The 22,529-nt window shown below is 35.2% G+C and carries 17 protein-coding genes and 1 pseudogene; 2 read left to right on the top strand and 16 right to left on the bottom strand.

Annotation, left to right across the window (positions count from 1 at the left end; genetic code table 11):
• Window positions 1-88 precede the first annotated feature (88 nt).
• Window positions 89-1,378, bottom strand: coding sequence for an AAA family ATPase (locus ACVYAD_RS09195; RefSeq protein WP_476425973.1), 1,290 nt, complete (start codon window positions 1,376-1,378; stop codon window positions 89-91).
• Window positions 1,379-1,955: 577 nt separating this feature from the next.
• The gene (locus ACVYAD_RS09190; protein ID WP_476425971.1) at window positions 1,956-2,882 is read right to left on the bottom strand and encodes an NAD-dependent epimerase/dehydratase family protein; all 927 of its coding nucleotides are present in this window, start codon (window positions 2,880-2,882) and stop codon (window positions 1,956-1,958) included.
• Between the two features lie 513 nt (window positions 2,883-3,395).
• Between ACVYAD_RS09190 and ACVYAD_RS09185 the strand changes: the two are divergent.
• Window positions 3,396-4,156, top strand: a pseudogene (locus tag ACVYAD_RS09185) (transposase); the annotation flags it as partial.
• A gap of 338 nt (window positions 4,157-4,494) precedes the next feature.
• On the opposite strand, the gene ACVYAD_RS09180 reads toward ACVYAD_RS09185, so the two are convergent.
• From ACVYAD_RS09180 to ACVYAD_RS09125, 12 genes are all read right to left on the bottom strand, one after another.
• Complete coding sequence (locus ACVYAD_RS09180) at window positions 4,495-5,022, bottom strand: YceI family protein (protein ID WP_349659053.1); 528 nt, start codon at window positions 5,020-5,022, stop codon at window positions 4,495-4,497.
• Window positions 5,023-5,390: 368 nt separating this feature from the next.
• Complete coding sequence (srtB, locus tag ACVYAD_RS09175) at window positions 5,391-6,149, bottom strand: class B sortase (RefSeq protein ID WP_476425969.1); 759 nt, start codon at window positions 6,147-6,149, stop codon at window positions 5,391-5,393.
• Window positions 6,150-6,160: 11 nt separating this feature from the next.
• Window positions 6,161-6,931, bottom strand: coding sequence for an ABC transporter ATP-binding protein (locus ACVYAD_RS09170; protein ID WP_476425967.1), 771 nt, complete (start codon window positions 6,929-6,931; stop codon window positions 6,161-6,163).
• A 6-nt stretch (window positions 6,932-6,937) separates the two neighbouring features.
• A complete protein-coding gene (locus ACVYAD_RS09165) occupies window positions 6,938-7,903 on the bottom strand; it encodes a FecCD family ABC transporter permease (RefSeq protein ID WP_349659056.1) in 966 nt (321 codons plus the stop codon).
• Between the two features lie 128 nt (window positions 7,904-8,031).
• The gene (isdE, locus tag ACVYAD_RS09160) at window positions 8,032-8,955 is read right to left on the bottom strand and encodes a heme ABC transporter substrate-binding protein IsdE (protein ID WP_476425965.1); all 924 of its coding nucleotides are present in this window, start codon (window positions 8,953-8,955) and stop codon (window positions 8,032-8,034) included.
• A 15-nt stretch (window positions 8,956-8,970) separates the two neighbouring features.
• Window positions 8,971-10,284, bottom strand: a complete 1,314-nt coding sequence (locus ACVYAD_RS09155) for an NEAT domain-containing protein (protein WP_476425963.1) — start codon at window positions 10,282-10,284, stop codon at window positions 8,971-8,973.
• Between the two features lie 81 nt (window positions 10,285-10,365).
• A complete protein-coding gene (locus tag ACVYAD_RS09150) occupies window positions 10,366-11,811 on the bottom strand; it encodes an NEAT domain-containing protein (protein ID WP_476425961.1) in 1,446 nt (481 codons plus the stop codon).
• Window positions 11,811-12,452 (bottom strand): heme uptake protein IsdC, encoded by a 642-nt coding sequence (isdC, locus tag ACVYAD_RS09145; protein ID WP_476425960.1) that lies wholly within the window; start codon window positions 12,450-12,452, stop codon window positions 11,811-11,813. The genes ACVYAD_RS09150 and isdC overlap by 1 nt, the downstream gene beginning before the upstream one ends.
• 276 nt (window positions 12,453-12,728) lie before the next feature.
• A complete protein-coding gene (locus ACVYAD_RS09140; protein ID WP_476425958.1) occupies window positions 12,729-13,298 on the bottom strand; it encodes a manganese efflux pump in 570 nt (189 codons plus the stop codon).
• A gap of 168 nt (window positions 13,299-13,466) precedes the next feature.
• The gene (locus tag ACVYAD_RS09135; protein WP_476425956.1) at window positions 13,467-15,185 is read right to left on the bottom strand and encodes a methyl-accepting chemotaxis protein; all 1,719 of its coding nucleotides are present in this window, start codon (window positions 15,183-15,185) and stop codon (window positions 13,467-13,469) included.
• Between the two features lie 481 nt (window positions 15,186-15,666).
• On the bottom strand, window positions 15,667-16,665 hold the full coding sequence (locus ACVYAD_RS09130) for an HD domain-containing phosphohydrolase (RefSeq protein ID WP_476425954.1): 999 nt from the start codon (window positions 16,663-16,665) through the stop codon (window positions 15,667-15,669).
• A gap of 165 nt (window positions 16,666-16,830) precedes the next feature.
• Window positions 16,831-18,315: a helix-turn-helix domain-containing protein gene (locus ACVYAD_RS09125; protein ID WP_476425953.1), complete on the bottom strand. Its 1,485-nt coding sequence runs from the start codon at window positions 18,313-18,315 to the stop codon at window positions 16,831-16,833.
• Window positions 18,316-19,519: 1,204 nt separating this feature from the next.
• Here ACVYAD_RS09125 and ACVYAD_RS09120 point away from each other — a divergent pair.
• Window positions 19,520-20,392: a glycine betaine ABC transporter substrate-binding protein gene (locus tag ACVYAD_RS09120; RefSeq protein ID WP_349659065.1), complete on the top strand. Its 873-nt coding sequence runs from the start codon at window positions 19,520-19,522 to the stop codon at window positions 20,390-20,392.
• Window positions 20,393-20,662: 270 nt separating this feature from the next.
• Here ACVYAD_RS09120 and ACVYAD_RS09115 read toward each other — a convergent pair whose 3' ends face one another.
• Window positions 20,663-21,472 (bottom strand): lysostaphin resistance A-like protein, encoded by an 810-nt coding sequence (locus ACVYAD_RS09115; protein ID WP_476425951.1) that lies wholly within the window; start codon window positions 21,470-21,472, stop codon window positions 20,663-20,665.
• A gap of 396 nt (window positions 21,473-21,868) precedes the next feature.
• Window positions 21,869-22,486 carry a thermonuclease family protein gene (locus ACVYAD_RS09110; protein ID WP_349659067.1) on the bottom strand — a complete coding sequence of 206 codons (618 nt, stop codon included), beginning with the start codon at window positions 22,484-22,486 and terminating at the stop codon, window positions 21,869-21,871.
• Window positions 22,487-22,529 lie beyond the last annotated feature (43 nt).

The following is a 22,529-nucleotide window of genomic DNA, read 5'->3' as shown; positions in this document are numbered from 1 at the left end:
TCAGACACCTCCCACTTCCTATCAATTATGCCTCGGCTGTCGCACAGATAAATTGCCACCGGACTTGGCGTTCTTCGGCTGAATTCCTCTATTTTAGCGGGGTGTTTGGATACCCGTTGAAAGAAGTTAAATATTGATCTGATAAATATTCATTAATAACCGGTGTAGCCCCAAATTCTCCTTTTAAGTAACGCTTGGCATAGGAAATATCTCCACGTTTCTTCTGCAAATCTGCAAAATCGAATAAGGAGTATAACTCGGATTCATTTTTAAAGCTTTTATTCACAAACCATATTTGATCGGAACGAAGTGGCTGGTCTAATAAATCAATTTCATGACTTGTGACAACAAATTGATTCGTAATATTACGCTTGCTGTTCATAATGGCCATTAAAAATTCGCAGATGGACACATGAAATGCTGTATCAAATTCATCTATAAAAATAGTCTTCCCCTTATTGTATGCATCTACCATGACACATGCCAAATGCAGCATACGGACTGTCCCCTTCGAATCCATCGTCCAATTGATCGTCTCTGTCCCGATTGGCGCACCTGCTTCATCGAACGATAAATAGTGCAAATCGATGTCCACTTCTTGAATAACCTCTGGCGTGTCAAAATCATAGCCAATCGTATTTTTCTCTCTACGCTCAACGCGTCTTGCCGTCACATCTTGAATAGAAAAGTCTGCAACCTTTAGCAACTTCATCACTTCTTTTTTAAAGGGCTCTTCTTCAAGTTTACGAATAAGTGGATGACTTGATAACCGATTCGCTTCATCTAAAAACAATATTTTATGTAAAAACCAATCAAATATTTTCGTAGCATCTGGGTCATTAAAGACATTTAATACTGATAAGAACGCTGTATTATTACGCGTATATTTTGTCAGCTCTTGCGCTGTGCTTTCGGCAGTTTCATACAAATATTCTGTCCCATCCCATTGTCTAGTAAAGAGCTGCTCTTTCAAAGATTTTGTCGTTTTAGTTAGCCCTTCATAAAGTACTTGTGAAGCATTATATTGAACCTCATAATCGTACAGTACCCCATCTAGGAATAATGAAATCATAAATTCTGTCGGTTTCCCTTGCTGACCTCCTAACTTAAACGGCTGATAGGGCAAACGTAGTTGTTTAACATTATTCAGATTTTCAAAGTTAAACAATAAAGAACGTAAAATTTTTATGGCCGTGAATAAGTTCGATTTTCCACTTCCATTTGGTCCGAAAATAAAGGCACTTTTTACAAGGCGTAACGAGTCAAATTTCATCGTATGCGTGTCCTTTAATTTACGAATACGGCTTCCCGCCACCATTGAAAATAGTGTTTCATCTTTATAACTCAGGCAATTTTTCACTCTAAAATCTACTAGCATATTTGCGAGCCTCCGTTCAATTCCACAACATTCCTTTTAAAAATTAATTATACTATAGCCGTAAAAAAACACCTATGACTCCGTGTAGTGGTTCATCACCAAAAGTTGTGGATGACTTTTGTTAAAACGACTGATACGGAAATAGTTGATTAGAGTGGGCTGGGCGACTCCTCGGGAATTAGCAATAGAGGAACTGAGGCTAAAGGCATCACGTCCTGTGATAACGCCTTCGTGACCAACATCCTGTTGCTCCGACGCCCCCCAGGAAGCTCTGCTCTGTGCGAAAGCGTAGCGAAAGCAATTATTTTAACTGTGCGAAAGCGAAGCGACAGCAACAACAAATGTTTTAACTGTGCGAAAGCGTAGCGTCAGCAATTATTTTAACTGTGCGAAAGCGTAGCGACAGCAACAACAAAGCGCTCAGCCGGAACGGAAATCAGCCACACATTTCGGTAATGCCCCTGCGTAATTCCAATAATAAAATGCACACTTTAGGATGAAGGATAAGTTTTCATCAGTAATTAAAAATATAAAAAGACGATTTTCCCTTTATGAAAGAGTAAATCGCCTTTACTTTTTATATTTCCACTATCTTTTCATCTTGTAACGCTTGCAATGTACGCTCTATACCTTCTGCAAATGAAATTTTTGGCCTCCACCCTATTGCTTTTGCTAACTTTTCATTATTTAAAAACGAATGCTCAATATCTCCCTCTCTTGCAGGAGCATATTGAATTTCTAAAGGATGATTTAAATGCTGCAATAATAAAATGACTTGATGAATCGACCATGCCTCATTCGTTGATACATTATAAATGCCTTGTAATCTAGCCTGTACACCGGCATAAATAGCATCCGCAATGTCCTCTACATATATGAAATCTCTTGTTTGCTCTCCATCTCCATAAATTGTAAAGGGCTTTCCTTCTATACTGCTTTTTAGCATACAAGGAATAACCGCTGCTTCGCCCTGCATACGTTGTCCTGGACCGAAAACATTAGCAAATCTATAAATTAATGTTGGTAAACGGTAATCTTTTTGCCATTTTTCGCAGTATGACTCACCAATACTTTTGTTTAATCCATACATCGATATCGGTTCACTAACATCTGTTTCTTCTATTGGAGGATAGTGACTATCTCCATAAACAGCTGCTGACGAGGCGAAAACGAAATGCTTTACCTTATATTTTGACGATAAGAAGAGCATCTGACTAAGCCCTACGATATTCGATAAAACATCCTTTACTGGCTCTTGTATCGATTTTTGGACACTCGTTTGCGCTGCACAATGGATGACCACATCAAATGATGTTTCTCTAAAAAGATGCTCACAAACTTCATCTTCTACATTCAAAAGATAAGATTTATGTTCAAAGTCGACATTACGTAAATGGCCTGTACTTAAATTATCAATAATATAAACATTTGCACCTTCTTTAGAAAAACGTCTTGCGACTGCACTACCAATAAAACCATATCCACCTGTCACTAATACATTCATCCCATCGCCCCCAAAAACTATATGATGTTTTATATGCAGTAATTACTAAAATTATGCAAGTAACTTATTTGTCGTGTTATTTTTTGGAAGGGGTTTTCATGTAGATGTAAAAAAGTGCCCAATACGTATGAGGGCACTGAAAAAGTCTATATCTTCTCACATTGCGAGGTATTCAACGATTAAGTCGTTGAATACCTCGCTTTTTTCATTTGGCATTGTGACTCTACTGTTGTTTTCCGAAGCATTCCCCTCGCTTTCCGCGGGCGAGCGCCGAGCTCCTCCTACGCTTCGCTTCGTGCGGGGTCTCGTCTGTCTCGCTTTTCCGCAGGAGTCGAGCGATGCTTCTCCAAACAACGCAATGTATCACACTATTATTTTAGTCACGCTTTCCTTTATAATAAAAGAATTAATGTGCAGGTGGTGCCCCTGATGATTTCAAATCAAGAAACCCTGTGCCAAAAGATAATATACTTCGCCAAATCAATGAACTTGTTGATTTTCCATTCATTTTAGTCTTCTGATGCGGATGCGCGAAAAGGGTATAAGACATCGGAATCTTCTTTCTTCTGGTATAAGAAACATATCGCGTTGAGTGATGACCGTATTATTACAGCGGCTATCATTACAACAGGTGAAAAAGCGATGGAAAATATCTTCAGGAGTTAATTGAAAAAAGCACACAAGCAGGTATGAAAATTAATACAGTTATTGGAGACACAGCTTACTCTGAAAAGGCAAATATCGAATATACAAAAGAAGAGAAAATCGCGCTCGTGGCAAAGTTGAATCCTATTCTTACACAAGGACCACGAAAAGAAGAAGACAAGTTTGAGTTTAATAAAGACGCTGGAATGTTTGTTTGTAATGCCGGTCATCTCGCGACAAAAAAAGCATTTACGGGTAAAGAAGGAACGAGTAAAAGTAAAAGTCAAAGTCAAAGTCAAAGTCAGACATATTATTTTGACATTAAAAAATGCAAAGTATGTCCAATGAGAGAGGGCTGTTATAAAGAAGGCGCAAAAAGTAAAACATATTCTGTCACAATTAAGTCGGATACACATGCCGAACAAGAGGCATTTCAAAATACGGAAGCATTTAAGCAATTAACCGCAAATCGCTACAAAGTAGAAGCGAAGAATAGTGAATTAAAAAACGGACACGGGTACGGTACGGCATCGGCTGCGGGTCTATTTAGCGTGGAAATTCTAGGTGCTACAACGATATTCGCTGTTAATTTGAAACGGATATTAAAGCTACTAAACGAAAATGAATAAGGAATAGAGACAGAAATAAGGCACTTCCTGTTCAAAATTGAACAAGAAGTGCCTTATTTTAATCTGAAAAAGGTTCGCTTTTATGAAAATGTAAGTTTTTCAGTGCTCCGATACGTATCGAGCATTTTTTACAAAACTCAATTATACCTCGGCATAATTGCATCCGGAAACGGCTTTGGGCCAACGTGATGTTGATCACTCAGTCTTGTGTTGTTGTTGTTGTTGCTGTCGCTTTCGCACAGATAAAACCTTGTTGCTGTCGCTTCGCTTTCGCACAGATAAATTGCTACAGGACTTGGCGTTCTTAGACTGAGTTCCTCTATTTAAGCTGAAAGAAGTTAAGCTGGGTTTACTTCCAGTTCAACTGTAATTTTGATGTCTTTACCAACTAGAACTCCGCCAGTTTCTAAAGCAGCATTCCAAGTTAGGCCAAATTCTTCACGGTTGATTGTTGTTGCAGATTCGAAGCCATAAACTTCTTGGCCCCATGGATTTGTACCTTTACCATTAAATTCAGTATTAAATGTTACTGATTTCGTTACGTCTTTAATTGTTAAATCACCTGTAATCGCATATTCATCATCCGATTTTTTTGTAATGTTTGTTGATTTGAATGTGATTGTTGGATATTTTTCAGCATCGAAGAAATCCGCTGCTTTTAAGTGATTATCACGATCTTCACTACGTGTGTTAATGCTAGCTGCATCAATTGTAAAACTAATGTTTGCTGTTGTTAAATCAGCAAGATCTGCCGCTTCAATATTTGCTGAATAAGTATCGAATACACCTTTTACTTTTGATACCATCATGTGCTTTACTTGAAAGTTAATTGCTGAGTGTCCTAAATCAATATTCCATTTTGCCATTTTAAATTCCTCCAATAAAATAATTTTTATCTCGATTTCGAGATATATGTTAAAATATGAAGCAACTACATTAATTATGTTCCCCAAAATTTAACGGATAAACATTTGTAGTTACTTCTTCCGTACATATTAGTTACGAAAAGTAATCAATTACTTTATGTAACTTACTGTACATTAATAATTTAATTACGTCAAGTTATTATTTGAAATTTTTTTTAAAATTCGAGGTATCACTTTTTTTGAGTTAAGTAATTTATTTTTCGAGATTATTCTTCCTTAGCGGTTCTTCGTATTACATGAGCGATTTCTCCAGCCCGGAAATAGATAAATAAAAAAGAAGCCTCCCCATGAATGGGAAGCTCCTTATCTCAGCGTTTCACTAATTTACCTTGGACGACAAAACGATGGTCGTCACTCATGACAGAATCTTTACAAGTGGATAGCGTAAGAATTTTATCTTCTGGTCCAATCTCTACATTCATTTCGATTGCAGAGCGTGTTTGAATTTCATCTATAAATTTTAGGAATGTATCATCGCTCGTAAATTCTGTTTCAATGTAATAAAAATCAATTGTCGTTTCATAAGCAGCAAACACTTCGATATCATAGCCTTCATACAGAGTGTCTAAATAAATGACAGGATGTTCGTTTGCATATTGCTGATTTAAGTAATTCTTAAGACTCCCAAACATCGTACTATTCTTCATGGCATGGCCATACAAAATAGTATTTTTGTTTATATCCTGCACATTATTACGATAGTCCATAAATACACTGCCCGCACGACTTTCTTGATCTTTAAAATTACGATCTAAATAAAAATCATTATTTCCAGCTTGTAGGATAGGATTATTGAGCTTTGTCCCGTCTGCAGAAATCCAACCAACAATATTTTTATTTACCGATAGTAAATCATTGAATTGTGGACGGATTGTAAATGGCGTTGATGAGCTTTCCTCCACTTCATCTTCTAAAGAAGCCAATGTTGATTGATAAATCGTTTGTGCTTCTTCCAGTGATTTTGAAGTCTCATAGTACGTGTATAAGTACTTGGTTAATGCAAAGCCTGAGTATAAGAATATTGCTAAATATATAAATGTTAAAAACTTAGATTTCCATTTTTTCATCGTATCACCAGTTATATTCCAAGAGGGACCATGTAAAATCCATGCTGCTCATCCTCATTGAAAATAGCTTCAACACCATAGACTTCTTTAATAACTTCCCTTGTAATAACGTTACGTGGTGCTCCCTCAGCTATTATTTTTCCAGCTTTCATCAGAATGATTTGATCGCTATAGCGAATCGCCTGATTTATATCGTGAAGTACCATAACGATTGTTAAGCCATGTTCCTCATTTAACGCCTTTACAAGCTCCAGTAACTCAATTTGATAATAAATATCCAAATATGTTGTCGGCTCATCCAAACATAAAATTTCAGATTGTTGCGCTAAAGCCATAGCAATCCACACTCGCTGACGTTCTCCACCTGATAAAGCCTCTAAATCGGTATCTCTTTTTTCTAGTAAGTTTGTGCAAGTAAGTGCCCATTCAATAGCTTTGGCATCTTCCTCTTCATTTCTTTTTAACATTGTACGATATGGTAAACGTCCAAAACTCACTAATTTTTCTATTGTTAAATCTTTTGGCACATCATTTTGCTGATAGACAATCGCGAGTTTTTTTGCAAACTCTTTTTGCTTGTACAGTACCAAATCCTTGTTTTCTAAAGATGCATTCCCTGATATCGGTATATTGTTGCGAGACATAACACTTAATAATGTTGATTTTCCACAGCCGTTTGGACCGATAATCGTTGTGATTTTGCCCTTTTGAATTGTCGTCGATACACCATCTAAATGATTTCGAGTATTATCATGCGATACGATAATATCTTGTATTTCCATGTTTCCTCACTCTTTTCGTAATAGGAATATTAAGAATGGTCCACCGATAATCGCCATAATGGTTGAAGCTGGTATTTCAAGTGGTGCAGCCATTGTGCGACCAATCGTATCCGCCACTAATATTAATAAAGCTCCAGCTAATGCTGTAAAAGGTATAAGCACCTTATGATCATGTCCAACTAATCGACGAGAAATATGTGGCACTAACAGACCGACGAACGAGATAACTCCTGCAACGACAACGGAAACAGCTGATAATAGTACCGCGACAGCAGCTATTAATAGACGAGCACGAGCTACATGAAAGCCTAGACTTTTTGCTGTTTTGTCTTGTAATACTAGGAGATTACACCAACTATATAACGCAAAGGCAGCTAGTAATCCGACAGTACCATAAGTAACAATTGTTGATACGTCTTTCCACGTACGCATCGTTAAGTTTGAACCTATAACGCTGGAAGCTGAAGTATTCAATGAGCCACCTAAACTAATGAAAGTTTCTGTTAACCCCGTGAACATTGCATTAATAGCAATCCCGACTAAAATAAGCTTCAACGGACTTAAGCCTGACTTCCATGACAACGCAAAGACGAGTGTGCAGGCAAATGCCCCACCCATAAATGCTAATACAGGTGTCATAAAAAATAGTGCTGGAAAGAAGGAAATAATAAAGAGCTGGACAAATGCCGCTCCAGAAGATATACCAATAACCCCAGCATCCGCTAACGGGTTACGCATCACTGATTGTAATAGTACCCCTGAAACCGAAAGTGCTGCACCAGCAAATAACGCAACAATGATTCGTGGAAATCGCAAATCCCGGATAGCCTCCATTTGACTATTTCCTTCATCAAATAATGCACCTATAAATTCAAAAAAGCCCATTTTAATGCTACCTGTTGTTGCTGCATAAACTGCTGAGACAAGTAATAATACAATTACAATTGAAAAGCTTACAATTTTTTTTGTCATACCGGACTTCCCTTTTCTTTTCAAATTCCATCATGTTATATGTACATCTACAACTTTGCTTAAAACATATATAAGAAAAGCGCTCTATAACAAGGCTATGCTTGCGATACGAGCGACATTTCTAATTTCTATTTACGATAGAAGATTTCCATTAGCTGTCCTAAAGCCTGTGGCACTTGTAATGAAGCTGTAGTACCGAACAATTCTTCCTCTAAATCATAGACTTTGCCGTTTTTTACTGCGTCAAAATGCTTCCATATATCATTCGTTTTAAATTCCTCATCAAACATTTTTACTACTTCATCTGGCATACCGTGTGATAGTCGTAAAATAATATCAGGGTTACTGCTATGCAAGTACTCAGTATTCGAAGACAAGTATTCAGCGTCCTGCCCCTCCATCACATTAATACCACCTGCACGTTTCACAAGGTCTCCTGCATAGGAGTTTTCAGTTGCAACTAAATAACTACCCGGAATGCCAAGTAAAATTAATACACGAGGTCCCTCTTTGTTCTCAGCAACTGTTTGGACAGCATCAATATTTTTTTGTAATCCATTCACTAACGTCTCGGCTTGTTCTATACGATTATAGCGTTCGCCAAGGGTTTTAATCTCGGATAGCATAGCATCAACACTTTGAAAGTTTAAAAAATGTACCGGTATTTTTAACTGCTCGAATTTATCTTGTAAATCATACTCCAACGTTGAAACTGATAACACATCTGTTGGATTTAATGATTTAACAATCTCCATATCTGGCTCCATTGCATTACCGATAGTAGGCAGTTCATTGAAGCGTTTTGCTAATGTTTTTTCTGTTTCAGGCACTGCTATAGCGTCCAATTCAAGCTTATCTAAAATATCTGCAATAACGACGGTTCCTGCAATAATACGATGTTCATTCTCATCAGTTGTTTCAGCTGATGGTTGTGCTTTTTCCGTAGGTGTCACTGACTTTTGTTGCTTATTTCCATCACTACAGCCAGCGACTGCCAAAAGTAATGTCAAAAGCGCCATCATGAGCAACCTACATTTCCAATTCTTTCGCATAAAGTCATCTCCTACTTATTTCTGTTCCGTCACATCTTTTCTTGAATTTTTAAAACGGCGAACGAGCAATAAGCCCGATAAAAGACAAGTTACTACTAGCAATACTATCTTTACAATGTTCAGCCGAGCAAGCTGCTGATCGACTTTAGAATCCTTCGTTATTTTTTTTGAAGTTTCTTCTTTAACATCAGCTTTCTTGTCGTCTTCCTCATCCTCAATAGGCGCATCAAGCGTACGATCAAATGCTAACCGCTCCTCCTTAGGCACAGTTAATGCAGGCTGAAATGATGGCAGTGGCCGTGACGTCTGAGGCTGTTTGACCGCAGTCTCATATTGTGTTACCACTGGTACCTTTTTCATTCCCTCTTTAACAATAACAGGTACCTTTTTTACTTCCTCTTTAACAATAACAAGTGGCTTTTCACTCGCTACTTTCTTAGAGGGGTCTTTTGTAGAAGGCTTATTTAACAACTTTGCTACTTGTTGTTGATCGAACTTTAGATTTACGAAATATTGATGGTGATAAGAAATATCAGGTATATCAACTTTAACCCACATACGTATTGGCTTTTCAAAATTACTAATTTCAAATTCAACAATTCTAGTATTGTCTACAAGTGAAATAAGCTTTGGTTCCACTTGGTTTCCTTGTTGATCTACAGTTAATCCTGTTATCCAATTAGATTTTAAAATTGTCATGTGGGCATAATATTTACCGTTTTTTTCTTTTATTTTCGCAACAGGATTTACATACGTATTCATAATGGATTGTTCGTTTTTTCCATCTACTAATAATACGTAATTCATTGACCATTCCTTATCATAGATTTCTTCTGAAGGAGATTCTTTACTTTCGTTTTCCGGAATAACTTCCTCATCCTTAGGTCCAATTATTGAAAGGGTTGTTAATTGTAATTGAAGCTCCTGGGAAAAAGGGAGATATTCTTCAGAAGATGAAAGTGCCATCTTGCCTTTAATGATAATAGGCTGATGTAAATCCTTGACATCAAATTGAACTAAATTTTCAGTCTGAACGTTTGACGAAAGCTCATTTTCCAACTGTTCGATATGTATATCTCTTATACTCAATGGCTGATTAATAGTTAAATTCAAGCTATATTGACCGTTCTTCACATCAATTGTCGCCAATTCACTAAAAATATTGTCTTTCACTCCATCTAGAGATGAAAAACTTAGTTCAACTTGATAGCTCCCATTTTCTAATACAGATTCTTCAGCTTTTGCCTGAAGCCATACAAATGGAGGGAGAAACATCAGTAAAATAGTACTCAACACGAATACTCGAAATATTTTTCTATTGTTAATCACTGTGTAAATTCCTCCAAATTCTTTAAGAACACAGTAACTTCCTTCCTCGATTAAGTGAGAAAGGAAGTTGCTGTAACCGTATTATTTATTCATGTATTGTAATGAGCCATTTAAAATTTTTGCCATATGTGCGCGTTTTAATGGACTGCTTGCATTAATAACAGTTTTACCTTTAGCATCGACAGATCCAGTCATGATTTTACCTGCATATAAAAACGCAAATGCTTTTCTCGCTTCTTCACTTTTAACAGTTGCACCATCAGCATAATAAGACAAACTTGGATCACCATAGTTCATTTCTTTTCCTGCAACATGCGTTACTGTTCGGTAAATCATCACTGCAGCTTGTTGACGAGTAAGTGTATCATTTGGTTTAAAGTTCTCAGCTTTCATAACAATTCCAGCTTCAGTTAAAGCATTAATTGCTTGTACACGTTCTGCATCAAGTTTCGCTGTATCTTTAAATCCAGCATCTTTTGTTGAAGATACATTTAATGAACGAGCAATCATTAATGCAAATTGAGAGCGTGTAATATTGTCATTTGGTTTAAAGTAATCTTGACCCTTAACAATTCCCTTGCTATATAATGCTAGAATTGCATCTTTGTTAGCATCATTACTAATATCCTTAAATGGATTCACCACTGGTTTCACTGCGCCTTCCACAGCAAAACTAAATTGAACTTGGTGATTCGAATCATAGTTCACGCCTTTGTCTGGCTCATTTACAACAATATGCAGCTGTGCATTCACAAGTTTCTTTAAGTCTGCCACTTCAAATGAGTACTTACTTGTATTTGTTGCATCGTCTTTACTTACTAAAGTCGCTTCTTTTCCCTCTACTTTAAATCCTTTAACATATTGACCTTGAGGGAACGTCATAGTAACTATGTTTTTACCATTTACTACTGATACGTCTACTTTTGATTTAATATATTGCTTCATAATCGACTCTTCAGAAGTACCGTTTTTGTAAACAGTGACAGCCACTTCATTTACTTTAACTTCTTCTTTAACCTCTTCAGATTTACCACTTTCTACTGCTTTTAAATCAAAATCATACCACTTGTCCATATTAGCTGAAGCTACGACAACGTGAATTTTCGCTGATAATACTTCTCTAGCTACAACTGGAAAACTATATGTAATTGTTCCATCTGCATTTTTCACTTCAGTAGCATCTACAAACTTATCACCTTGCTTCGTTTGTAAACCTGCGATCATTGGGGCAGATTTTGCTGCTACCGTTAATTTCGCCTCAAATTTCCCATCCTTTTCAACGATTGTACCTTGTGTTACAAGATGAGAACTAATTGCAGGTTGTGGTTCTGTTGTTCCAGGCTTAAAAGTTTGGAAATCTACAATAGTACCAGTATTCTCAGATTTAGTAGCTTCTGCTTTTACTTCAGTATTTGTAGTCGTTACTTCAGCAACCTTTGCAGATGCAAATGATGGTACTGAAAGTGAAGCTGCTAACAATGAAGCTAGTACTATTTTTGTTGCGCGTGATTGACGTTTTTTAGCCATTATTGACCCTCCGTTTTTGTTTGTAGTTTTTTTCTATAAAGTAAAAATGCTGATCCAACTAATGCAACAATCAATACATATGGTGTTGCATCGCTTGTTTGTGGATTCGGCACATGACTTTCAGAAGAATTTGATGGAGCATTAGTCGTTTTCGAATCAGATGCTTTCGTTGAAGCATCAGTCGTTTTCATTTCAGATGCTTTTGCTACTGTTGCGCTTCCTGCAGATGCCGCATCAAATACTAGTGAAACGCTGTATTCGTGATGATAATTAATATCGTCAATATCAATTTTCATAGCAGTTACAACTGGTTTCGTTAAATCTTTCACTGTAAATTGTACGGTACGAGTATCAGCTGCTTTATTTTCACTAACTACAGTTGCTCCACCTGGTGGTTGGAACTTTGTAATCCATGCACTATTTTTCAATGTAATTTGTACAGTAGCTGTCCCATTTTTCAATGTGACCTTTGCTGGTTTTAGAAAATAATCATTCGCAATGGATACAGAGTTACTTTCAGGTTTATTGACCTGATATTGTATCGAATGTGTGCCGTCAGCTAGTTGGGCAGACGCTTGCGGTAATGCAAAGTTACATACAAACAAAGTTACAAGCATAACGAACATCATTAATTTCTTCATGTGTTGTACGCCTCCTCTAAAATAATAGAAAAATTCAATTCCATAAAAACATGATTGAATGCACCCTTTGAAATGAAAATCATTCTCAATTGAATCTCTATTACCAAGAATACGTGTTAATGCCAGTGAATGTCAACCACAAATCCAAACTTGTCCTCAATATGTCAAAATTACCTTAAAAAAAGAAAATACCACATGAAAAACATGTGATATTTCCTATTTTTAATAGAAAAGCACTCTTTCTATTCATTAATCTCAACTAGAAATCTAGTATATTCAAGAAATTATTTCAATGATCCCTATAAGAATTAGTAACCACCCCGAAATAGCGGTTGAGTGTTTTCCTATGAATGTCTTTGTCAGTAAACCTCCAAAGTGAACACCCGCACCTACTGTTATGAACGAAAAGAAACCGATAGAAATTACTGTCCATATTGCAGAAATACCATTGGCTCCAAGTGCTATTCCGCCGGCTAAACAGTTGGCTGATAAGACAAAGCCGAGCGTCATTGCTTCTCGAAATGAAATGATATAATTTTTATCCTCATCAAATACTTCAGGGTTTTCTAATATCCCTTGTTTAGACAAGCGACTAGATATTAAAGTCCATATCCCAATAACACAAAGCAAAAGACTTCCTATTAAATTTGCGAAATCTGGAGAGACATAATCAATAACTACGCTCCCAGCTGTAACTGCAACGTATGTGACGATCATTGAAATAAGGGCAATAACCGCATTGGATAATACGGGTATTTTAACTCGCTTAATACCATAAGCGAGACCAATTCCTAAATTATCTAAGTTGGCAGCTATCCCAATAAGAATGATGGCTATCCAATGCATTCCTTTCCTCCTCAATAACGTAAATTCCATTCTCACATATGATATGAAAGGAAAAAATTTTTGTTCATTCATACGTTGAATGGAATTGCTTACGGAGGAACGAGATTACACGTGGAAGACTTAAATTAACTTATTCAACTTCTTGCCACGCGGATACTATTTACTATTCTATAGTTTAAAATTATTTAATTGTTGAGAAATTTTTTCAGCGATACTGGCAGTTTGAACAGATGATTCTGCTACATGCTGTATAGCTTGTAATGTTTCTGAAATACTATTTGCTATCTCATTTGAATGATCTGATGACTCTATCGCGACAGTAGATACATTTTCAATCGCTTTTTGTATTTCTAGCATAGAATACTTCATATTTCCAACAAATGTTGTCACTTCAGTTATTAATGTATTAAAGTACATAGCATCTTCTTCATATTGAATTCCACTGTTTTGGAAAAGCTCATAATCAGGTGTAACTTTATCGTCTATAAAGTGTAATAGCTCTTGAGCATTAGTAGACACATTCTTAAATGCTTTTTCTACGTCACTTGTAACAATCTGTATTCTTTGAACGGTTTCAGATGATTGTTCTGCTAATTTTCGTACTTCGTCAGCAACAACAGCAAAACCTTTACCTTGCTCTCCTGCTCTGGCAGCCTCGATCGCTGCATTTAATGCTAACAAATTCGTTTGATCTGCAATATCTGCTATTGTGTCAGACATTACTTTTACTTCAGAAACGATTTGTCCGGCTTGAATCGCTTCTAAAACTAGCTTTTGTTTGTCATCATATAGATTACGAGCTGTACTAAATGCTTGAATAGCTGTTTCTTTAATATCAATAGCTCTCTCTTTTACTTTTTCTGAGAAATTAAGACTATATTTGGTTTTCTCATTTAATTTTTCTGTACTATCAAGCACTTCGATTGCAGTCGCGTTTAATTGCTCAGTTGTTGCACTTAGTGTAGTACTTCCCATAGCAACTTCCTTTGAGGTAGTATCAATTTCATTCATTGAAGCAGTAATTTCCTCAATAGTTGCACTTAAATTTTCACTTAAACTTCCCATTTGTGTTGAGGTACTATTTACATTAGAAACAAGTTCCTGAATATGTGTAACAGAATTGTTCAAACCTTGCGTAATTCTCCCAAGATCATCCGGATATAATACCTCGGCATGTCGCGTTAAATCACCATCTTCAACACCAGATACAACATCCTGAATATTGGAGATTGCTTTTTTAACATACCTACTTAAGTAGATTAGAATACTTATACTAAACAGTAGAGCAATAACCATAATAATACCGTTTTGATACAATGTTCTCTTATATGTACCATTATTTTTTTCATTGCTCAATTCGGCACTTTTGATAGTTGTTGTTTCTAATTGCTCCATCAAATCATCTCTTTGCTTTTCTTTTTCAAATAGCGGTTCTAATAAAACATTGGCATCCACTTCTGTCTCATCAGAGGTAACTTGTTGAAAACTGGATTCTAATATATCTTCATAACTTTGATTTACTTCTTCCAAATACTTTAGTAATTTTTTTTCTTCACTACCCATGTTTACTTTTTTTAAATCTTTAAAGGATTGACCAATTTCTTCTTCAATAGTTGCTATTTCTTCATAATATTGAACTTTTTCATCTATATCTTGCGAATGAAAGAAAATTTTGAACTTTAGATTCGTTATTTTTTGCTGATTCGTTGAAATGTTACTTAATAAATAGATAGAAGTTAAATTTTCATCATATAAAGATGTCGCATTATTATTCATTTTTTCAACACCCATTATGCCAGTAAACCCTATAATGACCAGTGCAATCAACATAATGGTATTTAAAATTCCGAACTTCCCGACCAAAGATACGTTTTTATAAAACTTCATTTATCTCTCCACCTTAAATACATTTTAAATTGATAATAAAATCGGTTTATCGCCATAACCTAAGGTTGATTTTCGTTCCGACTGTGCGATTTCCTATGGCATCGGTACAATACATGTTTTCTGTGCGAAAGCAAAGCGACAGCAACAAGGTTTTATCTGTGCGAAAGCGAAGCGACAGCAACAAGGTTTTATCTGTGCGAAAGCGAAGCGACAGCAACAAGGTTTTATCTGTGCGAAAGCGAAGCGACAGCAACAACAACAACAACAACAACAACAACACGATATTGGTCTGAGGACGTTATCACAGGAGGTGATAGTTTTAGCCTTCGTTCCGCTATTAATTCCCAATGAGTCGCCTAGTTGTAACGAAAATCAACTTATATAAATGGCATCTAAAATTTTCGTCGCCCTAATTAGTTTTAACAAAAATGATTAATTATGGAAATTAAATGTTGTATTCCTCCTATATATCGGAGTTGGATTACAGAAAAATACTATCTTTTTGAATAACTTTTTCAATAAACACTTCTACTAAATTAGGGTCAAACTTAATACCCTTCTGTTCTTTTAAATAAGAAAGAGCTTCTTCCTTTGTCCAAGCTTTTTTATAAGCTCTATCACTAACTAAAGCGTCGTAAACATCTACTATAGATATTACCCTCGCTTCAAAAGGAATTTCCTCTCCTTTTAACCCCATTGGATAGCCTGTTCCATCCCAATTTTCATGATGATATTTAATAATATTTTCAGCTATTTTTTTGTCAGCAAAAACTTTATTGTTCATTTCTTTAGATAGTTTATTCAATACATCTATACCCATAAGAGGATGCATCTTCACAATTTTTTTCTCATAGACTGTTAGTGGCCCAGTTTTATACAGGATTGACTCGGGAATTCCCGATTTTCCAATGTCATGTAAAACACTGTATTCTATAATTTTACTAACATACTCTAACGATAAATGATGAGTTCTATCTTCAAAGAGGCTTAGCAATAATTCCTCAGCCAAATTTTGCACATTCAAAAGATGTTCTGCTATATTTACATCGCGCATTTCACTTGATAGTGCTAACAACTGAAATAGCTCCTTTTGCTCTACTTTTTTCTGATTTACTTCATCTATCAAAAGTTGTTCTGCTAAGCGCATGACTCCTACATAATAAGTAATTCCTTCTATTACAATTGGCGTAATCGTTATAAATGAGTATCTTAGCTCTAATGATTTGTTGACATGAACCATTGTCCCAGACCATGGTTGTCCTTTTTTTAATGTATTTTTTAACGATTTATACATAACAAATGGCGTTACACTCGATTTTAAACTTTCTACTGGTAATCCAATAAGAAATTCTCTTTTATAGCCTGTGATCGTTTCGTATTGTTGATTCACATCGATAATTAATTGATTTTCATCAATGATTACAACAGCATCACCTAATTTTAAATAGTATGTTAATTCCTTCGGTATTTTTTTACACATTTAGAAGACCCCTTATCCATTGTTTAATTCTTTAGCAACTAGCAAGTCGGTTAGCCGACAATGTAACTTCTTCAAATGCTTTACCTCATTAATTTACAACGTTATCCATTTTTATATGAATCTCTTTCTTTTTTCAAAAACATGAATCAACCTCCAACATCTTCTTTACACTTCACTTAGCAAAGTTTTCAATAATAACTTATTTAATTTAGTAAAATAGATTTCCTGTAGTCTTTTTGATAACCTATCATAATCGCTTTTTGAAGGGACTGAATTCCATACAAATATATCTTTGATGTCTTTTTTAATAGTTAAGTATAAGCGATCCGTTATAATTAACTCCGCCTCTTCATCTTTAGAACATAATTCAACATGGATAAAAAGACGTTTTATTTGACTGAATAGATAAGGATCATCATTTATCATTGAGAATATTTTTATTTTAATAGTATCCCTATTGGCAATATCAATTGTTTGTTTTAGTAATTTATGATATCTGCCAATTAATATTTCTCTGCGTTCAAATACGATAGCGAAGGCCTGATTTTCCATTAGACGATCATAAAACTGATTCATAATTTCTATTTGAGCCGTTTCATGCATTTCCAATCTCTTTTGATAAAGATCTTCTTTAAATAAAGTAGCTGGACCAGCAAAGGATAAAGTAAAATAATGAAGATGCAATAAATTTATAAAGAGTGCCCCATATTCTTCTACATCTAAAGTAACTGTGAAATGCTCGATAAATGTTTCCATCCAATATAACGTTGCTTGTACAAACAATTCTTGATTATGGTGCTGTGCAAAGTTCATCAATAAACTTACCGCATTATCCGTTTTATGATAACGACGCATACAGCTAATGATAGAAAATAAAAACATTGTTTCTAATTCAATTTCTTCATCTGATAAATCAGTAAATTTTCTAAATATATGCTTTAATTTTTTCGATGATCGCTCATAGCTATGATGATGTTTCGTAAAGTTTGCATACATTGGATGATATTCGATTAGGCACCCTAATTTTGCGCGTGATAAACAAATGGCCAGCCAATATAAAACTTGTTCGGAATAAGCTATGTCTACTTCCTTCATTAAATCTAGTATTTCTTCTCTTGAAACTAGCGTAAATGGCCACTCTTCTCCCCAATACGAATTCCAGTAGAACAAGAAGTAAAAATAACGAAATTGCTTTTCTGTCCCTTCAAGGCTGACTTTTTCATAAGATGTATACTTCAATTGAAACTGATCTAACAAAGGCTTAACTTTTTTTATTCTTCGATACATGGATGCAACACTTGTGAAATTTTCCAAAACAAACGTATTGACATCATAAAATTTATTGTAAAAAATCTCGTTAAAAGCTTTATAGGTTAACGAGTTTTTTAAATAATATCTTTCAACAGTCTTCATTGAAAAATTATCTTTATAATTTAGTTGAAAATACTTTTGCTCTTCTTTTTGGATATCAGCAGATTCAGTAATAAACTCTAAATCAATTGCTATCTCATCTACTATTTTCAAAATTGTCCTTTCAGACAGTTCCATCATTTGGGATAACTCTAAACTTGAAAATAGCCTCTGTTCATTGTAAATATGATGTAAAACATTCACCTTTTGCAAAGGTAATCGATCCAAAAAATTATACATAAAAACACCTCAATGTCTTCCACCAGTAAACCCTAGCTGCATCATAAAAATTAACCATTTATTTGAAATTTGATAAGCTTATTTATTTCTTATCAATACATTCTATTCCCGTTTTTTACGACATTAAACACGATAGAGCATTATTTTCAATACTTTATAACTACTCCAGATCAAAAGCTGCCAATCAGAAAGGTGTTACTGAATATTCCGCTTCCTTTATAACCCTTTATAAACTCTTTTAAACAACAAATACGGCTTATTTTCATCAAATTCACTCATTTTATACAATCGCGAAAAAAGCCTCTTGTTTTCAACGATAGTTACACTATAACAGGCATTTTATAACAAGCAAAATCAGTTTTTGTTCGTTTTTGAACATATTTTGATAATGATAAAATCCATTCAAAACACCTATCTTTTCTAGGGGGTCAAAATCTATTTTTTCATCTACATACAAGCTCATCTACTGGATTTCATCGTAGTGGGTGTTTCCCAACACTTTTACCCGAAATGTTACTAGCGCCCCCCCCTCAGACTTTTACAAAGCTAGCGTAGAATAGAACGTCCTAAGCACTTTCGAAGAGAGCTACACAAATAGTTCCTGAATATGCAAAAGGCTTTCACCCGCTCGTTTTAAAGCAAAAAAAGAGATGTATCAAATTAAGATACATCTCTCTTCTTGGTAAGCCTTATAAAGCAAGCGCTCGATATATGAACGCTGTAAATTGTGCGCATGTTACGTTATTAATTATTACAAAGATTTTTTTGAATATATACCTATATTTAAATTCGACATCGAAACTATCGCACTAACCATAAAATTGTCAAAATCAATTTTTGTTAGTTTTCCAACATATTTTGATAATCTTTTTTATTGCAAATTTAAATTCATTCAAAACCATGCTTTTTGTACTCAAAAAGTATTTAATTTACCTCCATATCTTGAAATGTATCCCACACATAGGAATTTACATAAAATACTTTTTGAATCGGTAAATACGCCGCTTCTGTAGCATTACTGAATGACCGACATCGTTTCTGCCTAAGTACAAAGCCCATTCCTGACGCGATTATCCCTATGCATATTTGATATATCATCCTTTTGAAGTCAATTTGACAAAAGTAACAACCTTTTGATAACTTTAAGTTGTTACTTGTTAATTTTTAGATACATATCATCCTATAATAAAGAAAGGGAGATCTTATGCGATTCAGTAAATTATTGAAGATAGGATTGGCTTTAGCAGTCATGTTAGTATTAACTGCTTGTAGCTCAGAAGGTGAAAGCACGAAAAATAAAGACAAAAATGAAGTGAACTTAGCCTATGTTGAATGGGATACTGAAATTGCCTCTACAAACGTAGTAGGTCAAGTTCTAGAAGATTTAGGATATGATGTAACACTAACACCACTGGATAACGGAATTATGTGGGAGGCTCTTGCTAAAGGAGAGGTCGATGGTATGGTGTCAGCTTGGCTACCACAAACACATGCCCCACAAGTTAAGAAGTATAAGGATAAAATAGACGACTTAGGTGAAAACCTAGCAGGTGCAAAAATTGGCTTAGTTGTCCCAAGTTATATGGACGTAAATTCTATCGAAGATTTAACAGATGAAGCTGGTAAAACGATCACTGGCATTGATCCAGGAGCAAATATGACAGCAACTACAGAAAATGCTTATAAAGAATATAAAAACCTAGAAGGTTGGAATGTAGTTACCTCATCTGCAGGCGCAATGACAGCAGCTCTTACTCAAGCGATTGCGAAAAATGAAGAAATCATCGTGACAGGTTGGTCTCCACACTGGAAGTTTAACGCATTTGATTTAAAATATTTGGACGATCCTAAAGGTATATACGGAACTGAAGAATATATTGGTACATTTGCACGTAACGGATTGAAAGAAGATGATCCCGAAGCGTATAGTGTTCTAAAAAACTTCCACTGGACTCCAGAAGATATTGAACGTGTTATGTTTGATATTATGAAAGGCGATGATCCTAAAGAGGCAGCAAAAAAATGGATCAAAGACAATGAAGATAAAGTATCAGAATGGACAAAAGATGTAAAATAGTACAAATGGCAAGTTTTATAAACGCGTCTAGCGATTTTACATATGAAGAATAGAGTTAAAACAACAATACCTTCTACACTTTAGTTGATGATAACAGGAACATAAAGATTCTATCTTACAATTAGGTTAAACGTCAAAACCCATTTCCTTTGCAGATTTTACCTAAAAAAGTCGATTTCCAGTACTATATGGAATCGACTTTTTTTATATCGCAATTGTGTGAGAAGTTGAGCATGGAGCACATATTTTATGAAAGCGATTTAGTTCAAATCATGTACTTTTCCGTCTAAAACGCTTCACACCTAATATAACGAGTGATACAATGATGCCCCCAATAATCATCATACAAATAGAGATTAAGAGGCCGATTCCAGGCACTGATTCGTGGTAGGTAATGATTGGAGGTACGCCTTTTAGATGTGGCAAAACAGCAAATCTCATGATTTCTAAGTAGGCGAGGTGAAAACCAATTGATGTCCAGAGACTTCCTGTCCATAGACGGAGCAACTGCAAACATATTCCAAAGCTAAAAATTAAAATGATATAAAAGACGTTAATGGATACGCCTGGAGCAAGTCCAAAAAGCACTTGAATCTGACCAACTGCTATAGTGAATGCTACAAAAAGTAAGGTTTGAAGTAATACGGATAACCAAGCGGTGAATCGATAGCGTAAGACATCATATAACATACCTCGCAATCCAAATTCCTCTGGTAAAGCTTCATAAAAAAATGCAAATAAAATATTCAAGGTTAGAGCAATAAACCACTGTTCGGAGGGATGCCATTTTTCAAAGTCTATCCACCCTTGAAAATTGCCTATGAAGAAGCCCAATGAAGCCAGTGCAATCGCCAAGATAACCCCAGAAATAAAATGATGTAGCCTTTTCCAAGAATATACCGGCGCCTTTGGTTTAACTCCAGTCAGTCGATAAACATGCTGATATAAATACAGAATAATAGGAATAACCAATCCACTCATCACAAGACCCTGAATCAAATGATTACTGGAAAGAGAAGCTAGGAACAGACCAGTGACTAACGTTGACCAGCCGGCGAGTACATAAAGTATCCATTTCAATATATGAATTTCCCCCTTAAAGCATTTTAATTGATTTATTTACATTGCTTAAAGTGTGTCTATAAACACAGCTATAAATATTATATATATACTTTATACACAATATATACAAAAATATATGTATTTTCAAGCTAAATTATTATTAAAATGAAAAAACATGAGATTGTTAAATCACAAATCTCACGTTTCTCCAGTTCACAAAACTCAAAAAGTCGAATTTTCATTGTATTTTCTTTTCAAAAGTAAAAAATACGAAAAGCATTATTACATTGCTATAAAAGCCTTTTGACGAACTCAATAAGTACACTTTGTTTACAACTATATTTTTGAATAAAGAAAGGACAGTCCCAAAAGGCATTTTTATTGCCTTTTGGGACTCCCCTTGTTTTTTAACCTTTATTTTAATACTTCCGGATGGAAGCCATCTTTTTGGAAGTAATTTTCACGTGACCAAATATTTAATTTTTCTTTTTCCGCATCTTGCTGAATGTCTCTAAATTCATCCTCAAACGTATTGTTTGGTTTATGGATAAAGCGCACTGCTGCAAGTCCTTCTTTTAATAATGATTCTTGCAACATTACATCATCAATAAAGACATAAGCTAATAAACGATCGTAGTTATCTGTTTCTGGTCCGACATCGTAAACCGCTTCAATCTTTTTGGCGTGTTCTAACAACTTAATCGTATAATCTCGCGCATCTTTAGCATAAGGCTGTGCCTCACCTTTGTTATAGTTCATCTCTGGTGTATCTACCATCAATAGGCGAATTTTTTGTTTCTTGCCATTTATTGTCGCCTGAATTGTATCACCATCATATGCTTTAATATAATCTACATCAAAGCGTTTGTTTCCTGTTTTTTCTTCGACATGTTCAATCGAAATAGCTCCATTCTTGTCAGTAGATATTGTATCCTTGTCTTGAGCTGGTGATCTGCCAAAAATCATATACAATGCAACGGCAAGAATGATTGTACCACTCGTAATTAACGTTTTTATATCTTGCATTTTCATGTAGTAGGTCCCTCACAACTATTCATCTTCATTACACTTTAAG

The sequence above is a fragment of the Lysinibacillus sp. G1-3 genome (assembly GCF_056322905.1).
The sequence above is the reverse complement of the archived record's forward strand: the minus strand, read 5'-3'. Positions and strand labels throughout refer to the sequence as shown.

Excerpts from the sequence above, each read along its gene's own strand:
- ACVYAD_RS09195 (WP_476425973.1), bottom strand. The coding sequence starts at position 1,378 with ATGCTAGTAGATTTTAGAGTGAAAAATTGCCTGAGTTATAAAGATGAA.
- ACVYAD_RS09190 (WP_476425971.1), bottom strand. The coding sequence starts at position 2,882 with ATGAATGTATTAGTGACAGGTGGATATGGTTTTATTGGTAGTGCAGTC.
- ACVYAD_RS09180 (WP_349659053.1), bottom strand. The coding sequence starts at position 5,022 with ATGGCAAAATGGAATATTGATTTAGGACACTCAGCAATTAACTTTCAA.
- srtB (WP_476425969.1), bottom strand. The coding sequence starts at position 6,149 with ATGAAAAAATGGAAATCTAAGTTTTTAACATTTATATATTTAGCAATA.
- ACVYAD_RS09170 (WP_476425967.1), bottom strand. The coding sequence starts at position 6,931 with ATGGAAATACAAGATATTATCGTATCGCATGATAATACTCGAAATCAT.
- ACVYAD_RS09165 (WP_349659056.1), bottom strand. The coding sequence starts at position 7,903 with ATGACAAAAAAAATTGTAAGCTTTTCAATTGTAATTGTATTATTACTT.
- isdE (WP_476425965.1), bottom strand. The coding sequence starts at position 8,955 with ATGCGAAAGAATTGGAAATGTAGGTTGCTCATGATGGCGCTTTTGACA.
- ACVYAD_RS09150 (WP_476425961.1), bottom strand. The coding sequence starts at position 11,811 with ATGGCTAAAAAACGTCAATCACGCGCAACAAAAATAGTACTAGCTTCA.
- isdC (WP_476425960.1), bottom strand. The coding sequence starts at position 12,452 with ATGAAGAAATTAATGATGTTCGTTATGCTTGTAACTTTGTTTGTATGT.
- ACVYAD_RS09140 (WP_476425958.1), bottom strand. The coding sequence starts at position 13,298 with ATGCATTGGATAGCCATCATTCTTATTGGGATAGCTGCCAACTTAGAT.
- ACVYAD_RS09135 (WP_476425956.1), bottom strand. The coding sequence starts at position 15,185 with ATGAAGTTTTATAAAAACGTATCTTTGGTCGGGAAGTTCGGAATTTTA.
- ACVYAD_RS09130 (WP_476425954.1), bottom strand. The coding sequence starts at position 16,665 with ATGTGTAAAAAAATACCGAAGGAATTAACATACTATTTAAAATTAGGT.
- ACVYAD_RS09125 (WP_476425953.1), bottom strand. The coding sequence starts at position 18,315 with ATGTATAATTTTTTGGATCGATTACCTTTGCAAAAGGTGAATGTTTTA.
- ACVYAD_RS09120 (WP_349659065.1), top strand. The coding sequence starts at position 19,520 with ATGCGATTCAGTAAATTATTGAAGATAGGATTGGCTTTAGCAGTCATG.
- ACVYAD_RS09110 (WP_349659067.1), bottom strand. The coding sequence starts at position 22,486 with ATGAAAATGCAAGATATAAAAACGTTAATTACGAGTGGTACAATCATT.